Here is an 18021-nt window from a genome sequence, read left to right on the forward strand (position 1 = left end):
GTGGCGCAGCAGCGCCGTCCGACCGGGCGGTCCCGCCGTTTCATCTCGGCCGGGTCGGCGCGGCGCGCGGACACACGCGGAAAACCGTGCTACAGCCACCTCTTCTGTCGGTAAGGTCGATGCCGTCGGAGATCAGGTCCGGCCGCGGGCGCGGTGTTTCGGCTAACGCAGGGGACGCTCCGGATAGCCGAACTCCACCGAGCTGACGTCGTCGAGGGCGGAGCGGATCTCCGGCGGGAGGGTGAGGTCCTCAGCGGCCAGCGACCCGGTCAGCTGTCCGGTGTCCCGGGCACCAACGACGGGGGCGATCACGCCGGGGCGGTCGCGGACCCAGGCCAGGGCGACCGCCAGCGGCGAGGTTCCCAGACCGTCGGCGGCGGTGACCACGGCCTGCACGATGCGGGCGGCTCGCTCCGTGCGGTGGTGCTCGACGTAGGGCGCGAAATGGGGGGAGGCGCCGCGCGAGTCGGCGGGCGTGCCGCTGCGGTACTTGCCGGTGAGCACGCCCCGGCCCAACGGCGCCCAGGGCAGCAGGCCGATGCCGTGATGGGCGGCGGCCGGCACCACCTCGCGTTCGATACCGCGTTCCAGCAGGGAGTACTCGACCTGGGTGCAGACCAGCTGGGCGGGGCCGTCCCGGCGCAGCGTGGCGGCGGTGGCCAGCTGCCAGCCGGAGTAGTTGGAGACCCCGACGTAGCGGACCTTGCCGGTGGCGATGGCGTGGTCGACGGCGGTGAGGGTCTCCTCCAGGGGGACAGCGGGGTCCCAGGCGTGCAGCTGCCACAGGTCGACGTGGTCCAGCCGCAGCCGGCGCAGGGACCCCTCCAGCGCGGCGAGCAGGGCACCCCGGGAGGCGCCGCCGCCGAAGGGACCGTCGTGGCGGCGGGCCACCCCCTTGGTGGCCACCACGACGTCTTCGCGGGGGACGACGTCGTCGAGCAGGCCGCCGAGGATGCGTTCGCTCTCTCCATCGCAGTAGACGTCGGCGGTGTCGACCAGGGTGCCGCCGGCGTCGACGAACGCGACGAGCTGGCTCGCCGCCTCCTCGGACTCGGTGTCGCGACCCCAGGTCATGGTGCCCAGCGCCATCCGGGAGACCCGGAGGCCGCTGCGGCCGAGCTGTCGCTGTTCCACGGTCGGCGAGCCTAGAAGGGCACGCCCCCGCCGGGGCCTTCCTGGCCGGGTGACACGCGACCCCGACAGTGTGACCCAGCTGACTCTGCCCGCCCGTCAGATGTTACCGGCGGGTAAGGTTCGGCGTGTGCGACTTGGGCTGAACCTGAGCTACTGGGGCGCCGGTAACGACGCCGACAACCTCGAGCTGGCCAAGGAGGCCGACCGCCTCGGCTACGCCGTGGTGTGGGTGGCCGAGGCCTACGGCTCGGACGCGGCGACCATCCTGTCCTGGATCGCCGCGCACACCGAGCGGATCGACGTGGGCTCGGCGATCTTCCAGATCCCGGCCCGCACCCCCGCCATGACCGCGATGACCGCGGCCACCCTCGACACCCTCTCCGGCGGGCGGTTCCGCCTCGGGCTGGGCGTCTCCGGCCCCCAGGTCTCGGAGGGCTGGTACGGCGTCCGCTTCGACAAGCCGCTCGCCCGCACGCGCGAGTACGTCGAGATCATCCGCAAGGCGCTGTCGCGGGAACGCCTGACTCACCAGGGCACCCACTGGACGCTGCCGCTGCCGGACGGACCCGGCAAGCCCATCAAGCTCACCGTGCACCCGGTGCGTGAGCACATCCCGATCTACATCGCCGCGATCGGTCCGAAGAATCTGGAGCAGACCGGCGAGATCGCCGACGGTGCACTGGTGTTGTTCTTCTCGCCCGACCACGCCGGGGACACCCGGCAGGCACTCCGCGCCGGCCGCGCCAAGGTTGGCAAGGACCTGGAGGGCTTCGACATCGTGCCCACGGTGCCGATCGTCGTCGGCGACGACTGGAAAACCTGCGCCGACACCGTGCGCGCCTACGCCGCGCTCTACATCGGCGGCATGGGCAGCCGACAGAAGAACTTTTACAACGCCCTGGCCACCCGCATGGGCTACGGCGAGCAGGCCCAGGAAATCCAGGACAAATTCCTGGCCAAGGACTACCTCGGCGCGGCCGCCGCGGTCCCGCTGGAGTTCCTCGACGCCACCTCGCTGCTCGGGCCCAAGGAACGCATCGCCGAGCGGATGCGCGCCTTCGCCGATGCCGGCGTGACCACCCTCACCCTCTCGCCCATGCTGCAGGACGTCGAGCAGGGCACGGTCGCGCTCCGGACCGCGGTGGAGGCCTACGAGCTCGCCGGGCTGGCCGAGTAGGCAGACCACGCAGGGTAGCCTCACGGTTGACGTGCGCCACCCGGATGGGGGGTCGGTGGCGGCCGGTAGGACGCGGTCCTGCAGGATTCGGGCGGCCGTCCGCGACGGCGGGGGGCCGCTCCCACCCACCGCTGAACCTCCTGAAGGAGTTGGCGCGTGTCCTGGTTGCAGGCCATCGTCCTGGGAATCGTCCAGGGACTGACCGAGTTCCTCCCCATCTCCTCCTCCGGCCACCTGCGCATCGTCTCCCAGCTGTTCTTCGACTCCGACGCCGGCGCCTCCTTCACCGCCGTGACCCAGCTCGGCACCGAGCTGGCCGTGCTCATCTACTTCGCCAAGGACATCGGGCGGCTGCTCACCACCTGGTTCCGCGGCTTGGTCGACCCACCCACCCGGCAGACCCTGGACTACCGGCTCGCCTGGTACGTGGTGATCGGCACGCTGCCCATCGGCATCCTCGGCCTGCTGTTCAAGGACGAGATCCGCAGCTCGGCCCGCAACCTGTGGCTGGTCGCCACCATGCTCGTGGTCTTCGCGCTCTTCCTGGCCGCGGCCGAGCGGTTCGGCCCGCAGCGTCGCACCGTGGAGCACATGACCCTGCGTGACGGCGTGGTGATGGGCTTCGCCCAGGCCATGGCCCTCATCCCCGGGGTATCCCGCTCCGGCGGCACCATCACCGCCGGCCTGGCCATCGGCCTGGACCGCTACACCGCAGCCCGCTACTCGTTCCTGCTGGCCATCCCCGCGGTGTTCGCCTCCGGGATCTTCAGCGTCCCCGACGTCTTCGACCGCGGCACCGGTCCCCAGCCCAGCGTGGCGCAGATGGTCGTGGCCACCGTCATCGCCTTCGCCATCGGCTACGCCACGATCGCCTGGCTGCTCAACTGGGTCGCCAAGCACAGCGTCTACATCTTCGTCTGGTACCGGCTGCTGATCGGCTTCGGCGTGATGGGCCTGTTGTCGGCGGGCGTGCTCACCGCCACCTGAGACCGGTGTCGCCCACCCCCGGGCGGTTAGGCTCCGGATGTGGCCACCGTCATCCTGCTCCGGCACGCCAGGTCCACCGCCAACGGTTCGGGGGTGCTCGCCGGCCGCTCGCCCGGGGTGGGGCTCGACGAGACCGGGGAGCGGCAAGCCACCGCCCTGGCCACCCGGCTCGCCGCCGTCCCGCTGGCCGAGGTGGTGTGCTCCCCGCTGGAACGCTGCCACCAGACGGTGGCGCCGCTGGCGGCCGCGCACAGCCTGGAGCCGGTGGTCGAGCCCGGGCTGGCCGAGGTCGACTACGGGCAGTGGACCGGGCGGGAGCTGTGCGAGCTGCTCGGGGAACCACTGTGGAAGGTGGTGCAGCTGCACCCCGCGGCCGCGGTGTTCCCCGGCGGGGAAGGACTGGCCCAGATGCAGGCCCGGGCGGTCGCCGCGATCCGCGACCACGACGCACGCATCACCGAGCAGCACGGGGCCGAGGCCCTGTGGATGGCCTGCAGCCACGGCGACGTGATCAAGTCCGTCCTCGCCGACGCACTCGGCGTCCACCTCGACGCCTTCCAACGCATCGTCGTCGACCCCTGCTCGGTCAGCGTCATCCGCTACACCGACACCCGGCCCTTCGTGCTGCGGATCAACGACACCGGCGACCTCACGGGTTTGGTGGCCAAACCAGCCGAAGGCGCATCCTCCTCCGACGCCGTCGTGGGTGGGTCCACCGGCACCAGCTGAGCCCTGCTCGCACTCCCACCGGTCAGCGAGGTGGCAGGCTCCGAGTGACCGATCGCTCGGCAGGAGACCGAACTCTTTGACGTGCGGTCCACCTGCTTATTCGGTTGACCCTCACCCGACGTGAGGCAGCACAGTGGCGACCATGAACACCGCACCAGTGGAGGTCCGCCGCCAGGAGGACGGAGCCTTGCTCGGTTACGTCCGTCCGGCTGGCGGGCACCGATGGCAGCCCCTGACCGTCTTCGGCTACGCCCTGGGCGGCACCGACACCCGTGAGGCCGCCACGGCCGTCGTGCAGCGGCGTGGACTCGTCGCGCTGACCGGGACCTGGCAGTACCGGGACCCGAACGACCGGTGCTGGTACGACTGCCAGCTCGTCGAGGCCAGCGCGACCCGCATCCGTGTCTGCATCACCGACCCGAACAACCCCGAGTACGGCACCACCGTGGTGCTCGACAACCCGGGTCCGGACACCCTTCGACCCGCTTCGGAGTGGTGAAGCGACCCCGGAGCGCTTCTCCCCACCGCACCATGTGCGGGAACGCGTGAGCGGGGGAGGGAGACGGGCATGGGCTACACGGTCGGCCAGGTGGCTGGCTTCGCCGGCATCACGGTACGCACGATGCACCACGACGACGAGATCGGGCTGCTCAGCCCGAGCGGACGCGCGAGCTGTTCGCTGAGCTGCTGCGTGATCCCCGCACTGTGGGGCGCCTCGCCGACCTCGTCGCGGGCGCCGACATCCGCTACGAGCTGGGCGGTCAGGAGGCGCATCCGTGGGTGGGCCGGTATGCGCCGGACATGGTGCTGCAGACTCCGACCGGAACGGTTCGGCTGGCCGAGCTGACCCGGCCCTGGACTCCCGAAGCTACGGCCAGGGGTCAGGTAGCTACCTGCTAGTGCGCTGACCTGGTGGTTTGGCTGCTGGCGCGGGCGAGGCGGTCGGTGAGTTCGTCCGCACCGGGTGTCCAGGTATGGCGGCGGTTGTCGATGTCGTCGAGGCGTTGGTGGGTGCCTTCTTTGCTGGGGTTGAGGTAGCGCTGGAGGGTACGGCGGTCCTCATGTCCGGACAGGTTCATGAGGTCGGCCTCGGTGGCGCCGTCCTCGCCTGCGTGGGTGAGGCGGGAGTGGCGGAGGTCGTGCAGGTCCCAGCCGCCGGTGGCGGTGCCGATGTGGCGTTCGGCGGTGCGGTAGGTCATCCGCAGCCGCCTGCTGGCTGGGTCGAAGGTGCCGGTGCGCGCGGTGCCGTCCGGGGCGGTGCGGGTGGACAGGAAGATCGGGCCGGTGCGGCGGCGTCCGAGGAGCTGGCCGAGCATCCGCGCGGTGCGCCCGTCGTAGAGGAGTTGGTCTTGCTTGCCGCCCTTGCGGATCGTGTGTGCCCGCCGGTTGGCCCGGTCCAGGTTCTCGATGTTGAGCCGCAGGACCTCCTCGGCGCGGGCGGCGGTGGCATACAGCATCGCCCACAGCGTCCGGTCCTCCAGGGGATGGCGCTTGTCGGCGATGAGCCGGTCGATCGCCTCGCGGGTCCGGACCTTCTCGTCGGTGGGTTTGGGTTGTGGCTGGCGGTCCAGCCCGGCCAGCACCGCGGCGGCATCGGTGATCCAGTCCTGGGCGGCGAAGTAGGCCAGGGCCGAGGCCACGGCGGCGCGCTTGGCGTTGAACGTCGAGGGCTGCGCGCTGCCCCAGGCGGTGTGGATGTTGGCGTGCAGCCGGTCGCGGCCGCCGCCGTCCAGGGCGGCGAGGTGGTCGATCCCGGCGAAGGCCTTGGGCAGCGCGGAGGTGTAGGAGCGCAGCGTCTCCGGCGAGGTGATCCGGCCCGAGCGGCCTCGGCGGCTGGCCAGGTGGGACAGGAACGAGGCCAGCGCCTCCGCCATGGCCACCCCGCCCGGCGTGGACGTGGCGGCCTCGTCGGGTACCGGGCGCAGGTGCCGCGCGGTGCCGGACCGCGAGCCGGGCGCCTCGGTCATTGCGCGGCGACGGTGTAGGCGTCGGCCTCCCGGCCGGTGTCGTCGAGGACGGCTACGCGGGTGCCCGGCCAGTTCGAGGGTGACGTAGCCGTGCAGCGTGCTCCAGAGCTGCGCGGCGACATGCGCGGGATCCTGGTTTCGAATCCGGCCTGCGCGGATGGCGCGCTCGGAGGCGTCCACGAGATGTCCGTAGGCGCGCTGGGACACGCTCTGCTCGCTGGTGGCGGAGGGGGCATCCTCCGGCCGGTGTCCTCCCGGTGAGGAGAGACCGAACATCAGGTCGTAGAGGTGCGGGTTTTTTCGGGCTGCGGCGCGGTAGGCCAACGCCAACCGGCCGAGGTTGGTGACCGGGTCGTCGGTGACCGGCACCGCGGTGAGACGGGTATCGAGTCGGCGGAACCCTTCCTCGATCACTGCCCCGAGCAACTGGGGCATGCCGCCGAAGTAGTGGTAGACCGCCATCGTTGACGCGCCGACCTGCTGGGCAAGCCTGCGGGCCTGCACCGCTGCCGGGCCCTGTTCGGCGAGCAGCCGTACTGCGGCTTCGACGAGCCTGCCCCGCATGCCTTCATCGTTCTCTGCTGTGGTGCTCGCCACTTGCCCGCCTCTCATAACAGTGTTACCGTTTTCTATAACAGTGTTATAGGAGCAAGGTCGGCAAGGACGGAGCCTGGTCATGAGCAGCAACATCTACCTGGAAGACAATTTCGCCCCCGTTGCGGAGGAACGGACCGTCACCGAGCTGGCGGTCACCGGCTCGATCCCGGACCACCTGGACGGGCGCTACCTGCGCAACGGCCCCAACCCGATCGGCGAGGTGGACCCGGCCACCTACAACTGGTTCATGGGCGACGGGATGGTGCACGGCGTCCGGCTGCGCGAGGGCCGCGCGGAGTGGTACCGCAACCGGTGGGTGCGCTCACCGAACGCACTGGCAGCGCTGGGGGAGCCTCGACGCAACGGTCGGCCACACCGGGCGGGGTTTGAGGTGGTGGGAGCCAACACCAACATCGTCGGGCACGCAGGCCGCACCCTGGCCCTGGTCGAGGGCGGAGCGGCCAGCTACGAGCTGACCGACACGCTGGACACCGTCGGCCCCTGCGACTTCGACGGCACCCTGCCCGGCGGCTACACCGCGCACCCCCAGCGTGACCCCGATACCGGCGAGCTGCATGCCGTCTCCTACTTCTTCGGCCGCGGCAACACCGTGCGGTACTCGGTCATCGGCGTCGACGGCCGGTGCAGGCGCACCGTCGACATCAAGGTCACCGGCTCGCCCATGATGCACAACTTCTCGCTGACCGAGAATCACGTCGTGTTCTACGACCTGCCCGTCACCTTCGACACCCGCCAGGCCGTCCAGGCCGTCGTGCCACCGCTGCTGCGCGCCCCAGCGCAACTGGTGCTCTCGGCGATCATCGGCAAGGTCCGGATACCCGACCCGATCGCCGCGATGGCCATAGGCAGCCTCACCGCCAACGCCGGCCTCCCCTACCGGTGGAACCCGCGCTACCCCGCACGGATCGGGGTCATGCCGCGCGAAGGCGGCAACGCTGACGTGCGTTGGTTCGAGGTCGAACCCTGCTACGTGTTCCACCCCATGAACGCCTACGACGACGGCCAGAGCATCGTGCTCGACATCGTGCGCCACGCCAGCACTTTCGACACCGACCTGCGCGGGCCCGGCGACGCAGCGCCCACCCTGGACCGCTGGACCGTGGACCTCAACGCCGGAAAGGTGCGCGAAGAACGGCTCGACGACCGGCCACAGGAGTTCCCCCAGGTCGACGAGCGCCTCGTCGGCCGTCGGCATCGCTACGGCTACACGCCCGAACTCGGCATCGAAGGCGAGCCGGGCTCCGCCCTGCTCAAACACGACCTGCGGGGCCACAAAACCACCAGACGGGATTTCGGGCGGGGCAAGGAGGCCGGCGAGTTCGTCTTCGAGCCCAACGCCCTCGACGCCGCCGAGGACGACGGCGTCCTCATGGGATTCGTCTACGACAAGGCCGAATCTCGCAGCGACTTGATGATCCTCGACGCGGCCAACCTCGAAACCGTTGCCGCCGTGCACCTGCCCACCAGGGTCCCGAACGGATTTCACGGCAACTGGATCCCCAATGCCGGATAAGCATGGCAGACCCGCGCGCCACAACCGCTGGTCTGACAGATCCCACAGGCGCCGAAGCAGTGCGCGTGCCGCCTCGTGATCTCACGTGCCACCATGACTATCCGCTCGGACTAGGCCGTGTCCGGTAGATCATGGTGGATGGATCAGGTCGCGTAGCCAGATCGCAACCGCGGCCGCATCGATGGTGCCCAGGTAGACGTAGTCGCGTTTGTCGTAGCGGGTGGCCACCGCGCGGGATCCTTTGAGCACCGCCCAGCGTTGCTCGTCGTCCTCGGTCGGCGGGCGAGTACCGAACGCCTCCCGGATCTGGGCGCGGTGGCGTTTGATCTGCCCGGTCCGTCCACGAGTACTTCGCGAACGCCTCCGGCTCGACCTTCACCAAGCCGGCCAGGTAGTCCACCGCCGCGCCCGGCACCTCCTCCGGGTACGCCGGGAACCGGGCCTCGATCTCGTAGAACTTCAGCAACACCGCGAACCCCAACCGGGTCGCACCCGCCTTGTTGCCAATCAACCGCCAGTCCGCCCCCACCAGCGTCCACGACTCGATCAGCTCGTCCGGTCCCCACACCTGCCTCACGGCCGCGGACGGTAGCCCCCACACCAACGGCACGAACGAGTGACCAACCCCCTACCGTGACGCCACCCGCGACCCACGACCACCACAACCATGCACACACCGTCCACAACAGACACATCGACAGCACCGCCGCGTACCCCGACCGAGCGGCAACGAGAACCACACAGCGAACATCCCAACTACCAGAACTCACCATCGCTGAGCAGCTACAACGGACCTACCTGACCCCTGGCCGCAGCTTCGGGAGTCCAGGGCCGACCCGCACCGCACGGCCCCTACTCCTGGATCTCACCCCGGACGCCGCGGTCGCCGAAGCACTCCCGCAGGGGGACAGCCAGTTCGACACCATCACTGCACATGGCCAGGACCCGGCGCCGCCGTTCACCGCAGTCCTACTGCGACCGGACAGCTGCGTGGCCTGGGCCTCGGCCTCGCCACAGCCGAGTTCCGCGGAGTTGGAGGCGCTCCGGGCAGCCGTCCAGCGCTGGTTCGGCATCCCCGAGCCGACTGCCGCGCGGCGTTAGTCGGCGGGCTTTTCAGCGCGTGTCTGGAGAAACGATGCGATCCCGTCGAGCACGCGCTGCAGCCCGAACTCGAAGTTGTGTTCGGGTGCGTAGGGACTGTTGAACGTGACTCCGACAGCGGTGCCCACCCGGCTGGCCACCGGATACCGACCGAAGTCCACGAGCTTCTCCAGCAGGGGCGCTTGTGCCTGCCACCACTGTTCGTCGGTCATCCCGGTGTGCTGTTCGGCCTGCGCCGCCTCGACGGAGCCGCGGGCCGCGGCCTCCACGTAGTGCACGACCAGGGTGATGACGGAGTCCATCTCCAAGTCGGTCAGGCCGATGCCCGCTACGGCCCGCAGCTCGTAGTCGTACTTGGCCATCCCGTTCGGCCCCAACGGGGGACGAGTTCGCCCGACCTGCAGCATCCACGGGTGCCGGTGGTAGAGCGCCCAGTTCTGGCGGGCAATGAACTCCAACCGCTCTCGCCACCCACCCGCGAGCTCTCCGGACAGGGGCAGCTCGCCGTAGGCGGCGTCAAGCATGACATCAATCAGCTCGGCCTTGCCGGGGACATAGGTGTACAGCGACATCGTGCCGACTCCGAGCCGCTCGGCGACCCGGCGCATGGACAGCGCTGCCACCCCGTCGGTGTCGGCGACCTCCATCGCGGCCCGGACAATGCGGTCCACGGTCAGGTCGGCCTTGCCCTTGCGGCCCGGGCGCTCACTCGTCCGCCACAACAGGGCCAGACTGCGTGCCGGGTCTCCGCTCCCGCTGTGATGCATGGCCATCGGCCCGACACGGTAGCAGGCGTACCGTATTCAGTACGGCTAGGAGCGAGGGTGTCATGCCGTGCACGTCCTACACACCGACCGCGCCGTCGATCTGCTCCCGGAGAATGTCCGCGTGCCCGGCGTGTCGCGCGGTCTCCTCGATCATGTGGACATAGATCCAGCGCAGTGACACCTCACCCAACTCGGGGTGGGGCACGATCGTGTCCGGATCGTGTTCGGCGGTGATCGACCGCGATATCGCGCACTGCCGGTCGTACTCGTCGAGCAATGCCGACAGCGTCTCGCCCGGCTCGAGGCGCATGGTGGCGTCCGGGTCGTCCTCCCGGAAGGGGAGCGGGCCGAGCTGGTCGTCGGGGATCTGGGCCAAGACCCGCTGGAACCAGTTCACCTCCACCCAGCGCAGATGCTTGACGAGCCCGGCCAGCGTCGTCATCGACGGCACCAGCCGGCGACAGACATCCGCTTCGGAGAGACCGACGGCCTTGCGTTTGACCGCGTCACGGTAGAAGTCGAGGAACGCCTCCAGGGTCGGTTGCTCCCCAGCGGTTGCCGCCTCGACGACCTGCCTGGCGGCAGCCGGTAACGCCGCCAAATCGATCTTGTCCTTCGTCACGTTTCCATCCCCCAAGTTCCACCCACGATGCAGCGCAGATCCGGCTTTCCCGCACCAGCAACACACAAAAATTATTCCTGACACTGCGAACCAGTGGGGGTGTTGGGACGTCTTGTCGTTAAAATGCTGGTCACGAGCAGGAGGAGCTCTTCGTGGGGACCTGGGGAACGCGTATGAGCCGCCGGGCGATGCTGGTTCTCGGTGCGGGGACGGCACTGGCCACGACGGCGTCGATTGCTGCGCCGATCGCGGTGGCGTCGCCTGGTAAAGGCCAGGTCTCCCGGGCACTGCGCGACCTCGAGCAGGAGCATTCGGCTCGACTCGGTGTGTTCGCGCGGAACATCGCCACGGGCAGGTGCGTGCAGTACCGCGCGCACGAGCGCTTTCCGATGTGCTCGGTGTTCAAGACGGTGGCCGCGGCGGCCATCCTGCGTGACCACCGGGATGGCGAGTTTCTCGCCAAACGCATCCACTACGCCGACAAGGATGTGAAGGATTCCGGCTACGCCCCGATCACCGGCAGGCCCGAGCATCTCGCCAACGGCATGACCGTCGGGGAGCTGTGCGCCGCCGCCATCGCCTACAGCGACAACACCGCGGCGAACCTCATGCTCCGTGAGCTGGGCGGCCCCAAGGCGGTCACCCGTTTCTGCCGTTCGATCGGGGACCGTACGACCCGGCTGGACCGGTGGGAGCCCGAGCTGAACACCGCCGAACCGTGGCGTGTCACCGACACCACCAGTCCCCACGCGATCGGGCAGACCTACGCCCAGCTCGCCATCGGAGATGCGCTCACGCCGCGGGACCGGACGCAGCTGACCGCGTGGCTACTCGCCAATACGACCAGCGGGGCGCGTTTCCGCGCAGGACTTCCCGAGGACTGGAAGCTGGGGGACAAGACCGGTTCCGGTGACTACGGCACCGCCAACGATGTGGGCATCGCCTGGACTCCGGAGGGTACCCCGGTCGTGTTGGCCGTCCTGACCACCAAAGGCAAGGCCGACGCCCCGAAGGACGAACCGCTGATTGCCAAGACTGCCGCACTGTTGGCAGCAGCTCTCGTCTGACGAATACCGCCACGAATCTGACTCCGGGTGCGACTCTCCCGTGGTGTGCCGGCGGGAGAGTCGCACCCGGACGCATGCCCGGCTGAGCACGCCTAGAGACCGAGCTTGGTGACCGCGTTGTCGTCGAGCGGGTTGGCGATGCGGATGTAGCGGTGCACCGTGCGGGGGTTGCTCCACCGTCCCTGCCGCATGATCTCCCGGTCGCTGGCGCCGCCGAGCGCGGCCTGCGTGGCGAACCCCGCGCGCAGGGAGTGCCCGCCGAACAGGTCCGGGTCCAGGCCTGCCCGCTGTGCGTAGCGCTTGACGAGCTTGGCCACAGCTCGGTCGGACATGGCGATGGTGCCGATCCCACCGTGGCGGCTGATGGCGGGGAACAGGGCGCGCCCCTGACCATCGGCGAGCCAGGTGCCGGTGAAGTCGTGGCAGCGGTGGACATCCTGCTCTTTGCGGGAACCGCCGGCCAGCTGCGTACGGAGTTGACCGGCCCCGTGGGTGGCGTGCAGCTCGAGCAGCTCGGTCCAGGAGGCGAACGCACAGACCGCACAGGTGCGCGGGCGGGCACCACGCGGCAACACCACACGCTGCTGCCGCACGCCACTGGGGTCGGTCTTGGTGATGGCCAGATCCACCAACAGCACCGGCTCCGCCGTGCCGGGATCGACCTGGACCTCGACATCATCGAGGGTCAGCGCCGCCAGCTCACCGCGGCGAAGTGCCCCGGCGAAGCCCATGAGCAGCAGGAGCGCGTCGCGGCGGCGGGCCGGTTCACCGGGCCAGCCCGCTGCGGGGCGTTCGGCCAGCAGCGCTTCCAGCGTGTGCAGCAGCACGGGTCGCTTGCGCTGGGGTCGTGCCCTGCGGGTTCGCCGGATGCCACGCAGGGTCAGCCGGACCACGTCGGTGCGGGTGGGGGAGGGGAGCCCGTGTGCGGCGTGGACGGCGGCGATGGCGGCGGCCTTGCGTTCCAGGGTCGCCGGACTGTACGCCCATCGCACACCATCCCGGGTCTGCCGGCGTTGTTCGGCCGCCGCGGCCAGGTACACCGCGACATCGAGAGGGTCGGCGGGGAGCGCCTGGCGGCCTTCGGCCGTGCACCAGGCGGACCAGGCGATCCAGTCCGCGCGATAGGCACGCAGGGTATTGGGGGACTGGGACGCCTGGAGGTAGCGGCCCAGCGCGGTGGCCTGCTCGTCGTCGAAGCGACGCCGCACGGCGGCGAGGTGTTCGGTGTCGATCAGCACGCTGCCGGAGCGGCGGTCCAGCTCTGCCCGTACCGGTTCCGGCAGCTCGCGCGCACGAGCTTGAGTCGTGCCTCCGACACCGTCCATGCCTTTCCCTCACTTTCGTCACCATTTAGTTTCGTTGGTATTGACGTAACTAAACGAATATAAAGCGACCGTCGCACACGGAACCCTACCGTCTGGGCTCCGATAAGGTTCACTTATCGGAGCCCAGACAGGCATATCACGCCGGGTGATCACAGCGACACGAAGCGGGGATTAGGTTGGGTTGTTACGTCATTTGCGACGTAACAACCGCTACGATTTTGGCCCATGTCGAGCGAGGAGATCACGGAGGAGGCCGCTGCCGGCGGCCGGACGGCAACCTGCAACTTCCCCGGCTGTACCCGCCCCGTGATGCGGACGACCCGGCCCGGGCGGCCACCGGAGTACTGCGACCTGCCGGAACACACCCGGTGGCGGGCCTGGCGGGAACGTCAGAAGCGCCAACAGGGTGATACCGAGACTTCGTCAAGTTCTGTCACGGTGACGAAAATGGAGGGTCCGGTCACTGCGGCCCGGGTCCGGGCCGACGAGCTTCTCGACCAGTTCCGTGTGCTGGCCGGACAACTGGAGCAGACCCTGAACGCGGCCGTGGGGGAACTGTCGACCCTGGCCGATCCCAGCGCGGCGGAGACCCAGGTGCAGGCGGTCCAGGCCGAGGCCGCCCGCCGGATCGCCGATGCCGAGGCCCAGGCGGTGGCCGCCGAGCACAAGCGCCGCGATGCCGAGACCGCCCGCCGAGGTGCCGAGGAAGCCGCGGCCGACGCAGCCTCGGCGGCGGAGGCCGCCGAGCGAGACGCCGTCATGGCATTCGAGGCGCGCGATGCCGCCGTCGCCGCGGCGGAGCGCGCCGTGCGCCAGGCCCAGGACGAGGCCGCCACCGCCCGCAACGAGGCAGAAGTCGCCGTGCAGGCCGCCCGGCGTGAAGCCGCGACGCAGGTGCAGCGCGCCCAGGACGACGCGGTCACCCAAGTCGAGCAGGCCCGGCGTACCGCGGCCAAGGAGGTCAGCGCGGCCCAGGTGGAGCGGGACGAGGCGATCCGCCGTGCCGAGCGTGCGGAGATGACGGCGCGGCAGGCCGAGCACACCGCAAACGACGCCCGTACCGAACTCGACCGCGCCCGCGCAGAGTTGGGGCAAGCCCGCCAGGAGCTGTCCGACCTGCGCCGCACGACCAGCACCGAGCTGGCCGAGGCCCGCCGCGAGATCACCGCGCAACGGGACGCGGCCGCCGCCGCGGTCGCAGAGGCACGGCAGACCGCAGCCGAACGCATCGCCGCCCTGGATGAGGCCCGCGCCCAGACCCTGGCCCGGGCCGAGCGGGCGGAGCAGGAACTCGACCGTCTACTCGCCGAGCTGGAACGACTGCGGAGCCAACAGCCCCCACCGCCCACCACACAGCCGCCGTCACTCAACTGAGGGGCACAGCACTTCGGGGGCTTCCGGCCGGATCGGTCGGAAGCCCCCGAAGCTCCCCCACGGAAAACGACAGTTGACGACATACGAGGGAGCCGATCGGGATACGGCTCGAACCTGCCGTGGGCGGGTGTTTTCGCAGGTGGTGGGGCTGGTTTGTGTTGAGGTCCGGGGGCCGCTGGGGTGGTGGTGTGGGGGTTGGGTGGCTCGGGTGCGCGGGTCTGTGTTGATCGGTTCTGGGACGTGTGGTGGCGTCGATCGATCGGACCGCGTATCCGCGGTTCAAGCGGGTGACCTCGGCGCGGGAGTTTACGGAGGCGTTCGCGCCGACGGCCGATGAGCGGGGTTGGGCGGGTGCTCGGGTGCGGTCTGAGCAGCAGGGGTTGCCGTAGTACCCGGGAAATTTTGGGCGGATATGGCTGACCAGCGGCGATACCGCGTCTATCCCCGGCGGCGGGGCTGGACAGGGTCTCGGTGGCTTGGTGGACGGCGGCGAGGCCGGGTTTGACGTAGCGCTGCACCGAGCGCAGGCTCTTGTGTCCGGTCTTGGCCATGATGACGTTGGCCTCGCCGAGGTGGGTGGCCGAGGAATAGCGGAGCTGGTACAGCCGCAGTCCGTTGCCGTAGTGGGCGAGCAGGATGCGGGCGCGGTCGTATCCGAGGCGGACACGCTGGGTTTCCGGGCAGATGTCGCGCGGGTCCGTGGTGGCGCGGCGGTGGGGGCCGGGTCGGGGTTCGGAGAGGAACAGGGGGCCGCGTTCGCGGCCGGCGATGAGCCGCAGCAGCAGGTGGGCGGTGTCGGTGCCCCGGGGTGATCCACATGACGTCCCTGCCTTTGGCGGTGATCTTGGCTTGTTTGTTGGGCAGGTCCAGGTCCTCGATGTTCAGGGCGAGCACGGCGCTGGCGCGGCTGGCGGATTCGTAGAGCATCCGCCACAAGGTTTTCTCCCGTAGTGGCACGTCGCGGCGTCGGTAGAGCCGGTCGATGCGGGAGCGGGAGACGGCTTTGGTGTCGTCGTGGTTCTCGCGCTGCCGCTCCGCCGAACCTGGCAGGGCGGGCGCGGCCCAGTGTTGTTTGTGGGTGCACCAGGCCAGCCAGGAGCCGACCGCGGCGCGGTTGCGGTTCCAGGTGGGGGACCGCCGGGATACGGGAGAAACCTGCCAAGTGGTCGGGCAGCGCCTGGTCAGGCGTCGTTGTCGGCGAGAGCACGGTAGAGCGAGGCGACTGAGGGGTGCTGGCCGGCGTTCTTGCCGGTCTTGATGGTCAGCTTCTTGACGATGTCGGGCATCGGGGTGCCCTTGTCGCGCAGTGCGCAGGCGAAGAGCACGTCGTCCTCGTCGAGCACCTTGGGCCGGCCGCCGTGGTTGCCGCGGGCGGCGGCAGCTTGCTGGCCTTCGAGGGTCTTGTCGCGGATGTAGTCGCGGTCGAGCTGGGCGGCAACGGCGAGCACGGCGAAGAGCATGGAGCCCATGCCGTGCGGGTCGTAGGTCCCGGTCAGTGGCCCGGTGAGCAGTTCCAGCTGCACCCCGCCGCCTTGCAGTTGCGCGGAGAGGGTCATCAGCTCGGCGGCGTTGCGGGCGAGGCGTTTCATCTCATGCACGGTGAGGATGACCGGCTGGTCCGGTGCGGCGGTCTTGATCTCGTGAGCGAGGGTGAGCGCTTTCTCCAGCTCGGGGCGGATCTTGATGCGGGTGCTGATCTTCTCGGAGAACACCCGCGTGCACTTCGCCGCCGCCAGCGCGTCGAGCTGGCTCTGCAACTCCTGGGTGGCCGTCGAGCAGCGGGCGTAGCCGATCCGGATCGGCGCCCCGGTCGTCTCCGGTGCTGCTGCGGCGACCTCCGGTTCCTGCGTCCACTTCTTGCCCGGCCCCCGTTCGGCCGGAACGGCCACCGTGAGTTCGTCGCGCACGCTGGCGCACCCGGATCGAGCTGGCCAACGCGATCTTCGAGTACCTGGAGATCTTCCACAACCGGCAACGCCGCCACAGCAGCCTCGGCATGCTGACCCCGATAGAGTTCGAGAACACAACCGTCGTGGTATGAGATCCAGAAACGCGACTCCGCGAAACCCAGGGCAGACCACAGCCTCCACCGAACCCGGAGCGGTTCAGGTCATTGGTGAGAGCTCGGGATGGGGACACACCTTGTCCCCATCCCGAACCGGGCGTTCAGGACCGATGGGTGCGTGGGATGGCCGGGCGGGGCAGGAAGAACATCAGGGCCCACATGGCCAGCAGGCCGCCGATCACATACGGAAGCGTTGCAGTGAAGGCGTTGACCACGTCGGTGCCGCGGGCGGTCGCGGCAGGGTCGTGGGAGAAGAAGACCACACCAGTGAGCACGACACCCAGGCTGATGCCGAGGTGGGTGGCGGTGTTGAACAGTCCGGAGGCCGATCCGGCGTGCGCGTCACCGACGCGGCCCAGGGTGAGGTCGGTGAGCGGAGCGCCGATCATGCCCAGTCCAAGGCCCAGCGCCAGGGCCGGCAGGGCCATGGCTGTCATCGACAGGTTGGTGCCGTATGTGGTGGCCAGCAGGTGGAACACGGCCAGAGCCAAGACAGCGAGCAGCGCGCCGGCCTGAGGTGCGCGGCGTTGGTGCCGGGCGACGGCCGACATGGCCAGCCAGGCCCCGCCGATCTCGGCGAGTGTGAAGAGGAGGAAGCCGATCGCCGCCCGCGACGGGCTCAGGCCCAGGCCCTGCTGCATGAAGAGTGTCCAGCACAGGAAGAACAGGCCGGACAGCAGACCGAGGACAAGCTGGGCGGTCAGCCCTCCGGAGAAGGGCCGCCCGGAGAACAGGGAGAGCACTACCAGCGGGGAGCCGTCCTTGCGGGTCTTGCTCCGCTGCTGGAAGACCAGGCCCACCAGCACGGCCAGACCTGCGGCCATGGCCGTGAACGTCCACCACGGCCAGTGATGGGCGCCACCCGCGCTGAGGGGGTAGGCGATCAGCAGCAGCCCGAGCGCGGAGAGGACCATGCCCAGTGGGTCGAGGCGCAGGGCTTGCCTGTTACGGGACTCGGTCAGATACCTGTGGCCGAGCAGGACCGCGGCGATGCCGAGGGGGACATTGATCAGGAAGATGGAACGCCAGCCGAGGCCGAACAGGTCGGCCTGGGTGAGGACGCCGCCCAGGACGGGCCCGGCGACGCTACCGACCGACATGACGGCCCCGTACAGGCCGAACGCCTTGGCGCGGGCGCTGCCGGTGAAGGTGACATGCACGGTGGCCAGGATCTGCGGGACCATTACCGCTGCCCCGGCGCCTTGCGCCGCGCGGGCGGCGATCAGCGCGGTGGGGCCGGTGGCAAGGCTGCACAGCAGTGAGGCGGCGGTGAAGACGCCGGCGCCCAGCAGGAAGATCCGTTTGCGGCCGTAGCGGTCACCGAGGCGGCCGCCGGTGATCAGCCCTAGAGCGAGCGCGAGCCCGTAAGCGGCCTGGATCCACTGCAGACCGGCGGCTGGAGCACCGGTGTTCGCCTGGATGGAGGGCAGGGCGGTGTCGACCACCGATGCGTCCAACACGGCCATCAGTTCGCCAAGCAGCACCACGGCCAGCATGATCCGGCTGCCAGGGCGCGAAAGCGGTCCGGTGGAGATACCACCCGAGCGGGGCGGGGCGTTACGGGGGTCACGAGAC

17 protein-coding genes and 3 pseudogenes are annotated in these 18021 nt (G+C 69.6%); 12 read left to right on the forward strand and 8 right to left on the reverse strand.

Annotation, left to right across the window (positions count from 1 at the left end; genetic code table 11):
* Window positions 1-162: 162 nt before the first annotated feature.
* Window positions 163-1134 carry an aldo/keto reductase gene (locus IEY55_RS24660; protein WP_189060929.1) on the reverse strand — a complete coding sequence of 324 codons (972 nt, stop codon included), beginning with the start codon at window positions 1132-1134 and terminating at the stop codon, window positions 163-165.
* Between the two features lie 127 nt (window positions 1135-1261).
* Between IEY55_RS24660 and IEY55_RS24665 the strand changes: the two genes are divergently transcribed.
* The 6 genes and pseudogenes from IEY55_RS24665 to IEY55_RS24685 all read left to right on the forward strand — a co-directional run bounded on the left by IEY55_RS24665 (window position 1262) and on the right by IEY55_RS24685 (window position 4927).
* On the forward strand, window positions 1262-2311 hold the full coding sequence (locus tag IEY55_RS24665) for an LLM class F420-dependent oxidoreductase (RefSeq protein ID WP_189060930.1): 1050 nt from the start codon (window positions 1262-1264) through the stop codon (window positions 2309-2311).
* 156 nt (window positions 2312-2467) lie between these two features.
* Window positions 2468-3298, forward strand: coding sequence for an undecaprenyl-diphosphate phosphatase (locus tag IEY55_RS24670; RefSeq protein ID WP_189060931.1), 831 nt, complete (start codon window positions 2468-2470; stop codon window positions 3296-3298).
* A gap of 39 nt (window positions 3299-3337) precedes the next feature.
* Window positions 3338-4027, forward strand: coding sequence for a histidine phosphatase family protein (locus IEY55_RS24675; protein ID WP_189060932.1), 690 nt, complete (start codon window positions 3338-3340; stop codon window positions 4025-4027).
* A 142-nt stretch (window positions 4028-4169) separates the two neighbouring features.
* On the forward strand, window positions 4170-4526 hold the full coding sequence (locus IEY55_RS24680; RefSeq protein ID WP_189060933.1) for a hypothetical protein: 357 nt from the start codon (window positions 4170-4172) through the stop codon (window positions 4524-4526).
* Window positions 4527-4595: 69 nt separating this feature from the next.
* Window positions 4596-4700 (forward strand): annotated as a pseudogene (locus IEY55_RS32215) (MerR family DNA-binding transcriptional regulator); the annotation flags it as partial.
* Window positions 4701-4732: 32 nt separating this feature from the next.
* Complete coding sequence (locus tag IEY55_RS24685; protein ID WP_189060934.1) at window positions 4733-4927, forward strand: hypothetical protein; 195 nt, start codon at window positions 4733-4735, stop codon at window positions 4925-4927.
* Here the strand turns inward: IEY55_RS24685 and IEY55_RS24690 are convergent.
* Entirely contained in the window at window positions 4924-6558 is a 1635-nt protein-coding gene (locus IEY55_RS24690) for a WHG domain-containing protein (protein WP_189060935.1), read from the reverse strand. The genes IEY55_RS24685 and IEY55_RS24690 overlap by 4 nt on opposite strands.
* Before the next feature lie 112 nt (window positions 6559-6670).
* On the opposite strand from IEY55_RS24690, the gene IEY55_RS24695 reads away from it, so the two are divergent.
* Window positions 6671-8125 carry a carotenoid oxygenase family protein gene (locus IEY55_RS24695; RefSeq protein WP_189060936.1) on the forward strand — a complete coding sequence of 485 codons (1455 nt, stop codon included), beginning with the start codon at window positions 6671-6673 and terminating at the stop codon, window positions 8123-8125.
* A gap of 391 nt (window positions 8126-8516) precedes the next feature.
* Here the strand turns inward: IEY55_RS24695 and IEY55_RS32825 are convergent.
* Window positions 8517-8735, reverse strand: a pseudogene (locus IEY55_RS32825) (hypothetical protein); the annotation flags it as partial.
* Between the two features lie 23 nt (window positions 8736-8758).
* Here IEY55_RS32825 and IEY55_RS24705 point away from each other — a divergent pair.
* Window positions 8759-9226 (forward strand): aromatic-ring hydroxylase C-terminal domain-containing protein, encoded by a 468-nt coding sequence (locus tag IEY55_RS24705; RefSeq protein WP_189060937.1) that lies wholly within the window; start codon window positions 8759-8761, stop codon window positions 9224-9226.
* Here IEY55_RS24705 and IEY55_RS24710 read toward each other — a convergent pair.
* Together IEY55_RS24710 and IEY55_RS24715 are read right to left on the reverse strand one after the other, a co-directional pair.
* Entirely contained in the window at window positions 9223-9999 is a 777-nt protein-coding gene (locus IEY55_RS24710; protein WP_189060938.1) for a TetR/AcrR family transcriptional regulator, read from the reverse strand. The two genes, IEY55_RS24705 and IEY55_RS24710, sit on opposite strands and share 4 nt — an antisense overlap.
* A gap of 70 nt (window positions 10000-10069) precedes the next feature.
* Window positions 10070-10615 (reverse strand): DinB family protein, encoded by a 546-nt coding sequence (locus IEY55_RS24715; RefSeq protein ID WP_229686723.1) that lies wholly within the window; start codon window positions 10613-10615, stop codon window positions 10070-10072.
* 173 nt (window positions 10616-10788) lie between these two features.
* Between IEY55_RS24715 and bla the strand changes: the two genes are divergently transcribed.
* Complete coding sequence (gene bla / locus IEY55_RS24720; protein WP_189060939.1) at window positions 10789-11682, forward strand: class A beta-lactamase; 894 nt, start codon at window positions 10789-10791, stop codon at window positions 11680-11682.
* A gap of 92 nt (window positions 11683-11774) precedes the next feature.
* Here bla and IEY55_RS24725 read toward each other — a convergent pair whose 3' ends face one another.
* A complete protein-coding gene (locus tag IEY55_RS24725; RefSeq protein WP_189060940.1) occupies window positions 11775-13007 on the reverse strand; it encodes a site-specific integrase in 1233 nt (410 codons plus the stop codon).
* A gap of 225 nt (window positions 13008-13232) precedes the next feature.
* Here IEY55_RS24725 and IEY55_RS24730 point away from each other — a divergent pair, with 225 nt between their 5' ends.
* On the forward strand, window positions 13233-14381 hold the full coding sequence (locus IEY55_RS24730; RefSeq protein ID WP_229686724.1) for a coiled-coil domain-containing protein: 1149 nt from the start codon (window positions 13233-13235) through the stop codon (window positions 14379-14381).
* Window positions 14382-14860: 479 nt separating this feature from the next.
* A complete protein-coding gene (locus tag IEY55_RS24735; RefSeq protein WP_189060941.1) occupies window positions 14861-15193 on the forward strand; it encodes a hypothetical protein in 333 nt (110 codons plus the stop codon).
* Between the two features lie 369 nt (window positions 15194-15562).
* Here IEY55_RS24735 and IEY55_RS24740 read toward each other — a convergent pair whose 3' ends face one another.
* A complete protein-coding gene (locus IEY55_RS24740) occupies window positions 15563-16288 on the reverse strand; it encodes a recombinase family protein (RefSeq protein WP_229686725.1) in 726 nt (241 codons plus the stop codon).
* On the opposite strand from IEY55_RS24740, the pseudogene IEY55_RS24745 reads away from it, so the two are divergent.
* Window positions 16276-16422: pseudogene (locus IEY55_RS24745) on the forward strand (IS3 family transposase); the annotation flags it as partial. The gene IEY55_RS24740 and the pseudogene IEY55_RS24745 overlap by 13 nt on opposite strands.
* A gap of 125 nt (window positions 16423-16547) precedes the next feature.
* On the opposite strand, the gene IEY55_RS24750 reads toward IEY55_RS24745, so the two are convergent.
* The gene (locus tag IEY55_RS24750) at window positions 16548-17933 is read right to left on the reverse strand and encodes an MFS transporter (RefSeq protein ID WP_229686726.1); all 1386 of its coding nucleotides are present in this window, start codon (window positions 17931-17933) and stop codon (window positions 16548-16550) included.
* Between the last annotated feature and the right edge of the window lie 88 nt (window positions 17934-18021).

It is taken from the genome of Longimycelium tulufanense (assembly GCF_014645795.1).
In the GTDB taxonomy this organism is placed as follows: domain Bacteria; phylum Actinomycetota; class Actinomycetes; order Mycobacteriales; family Pseudonocardiaceae; genus Longimycelium; species Longimycelium tulufanense.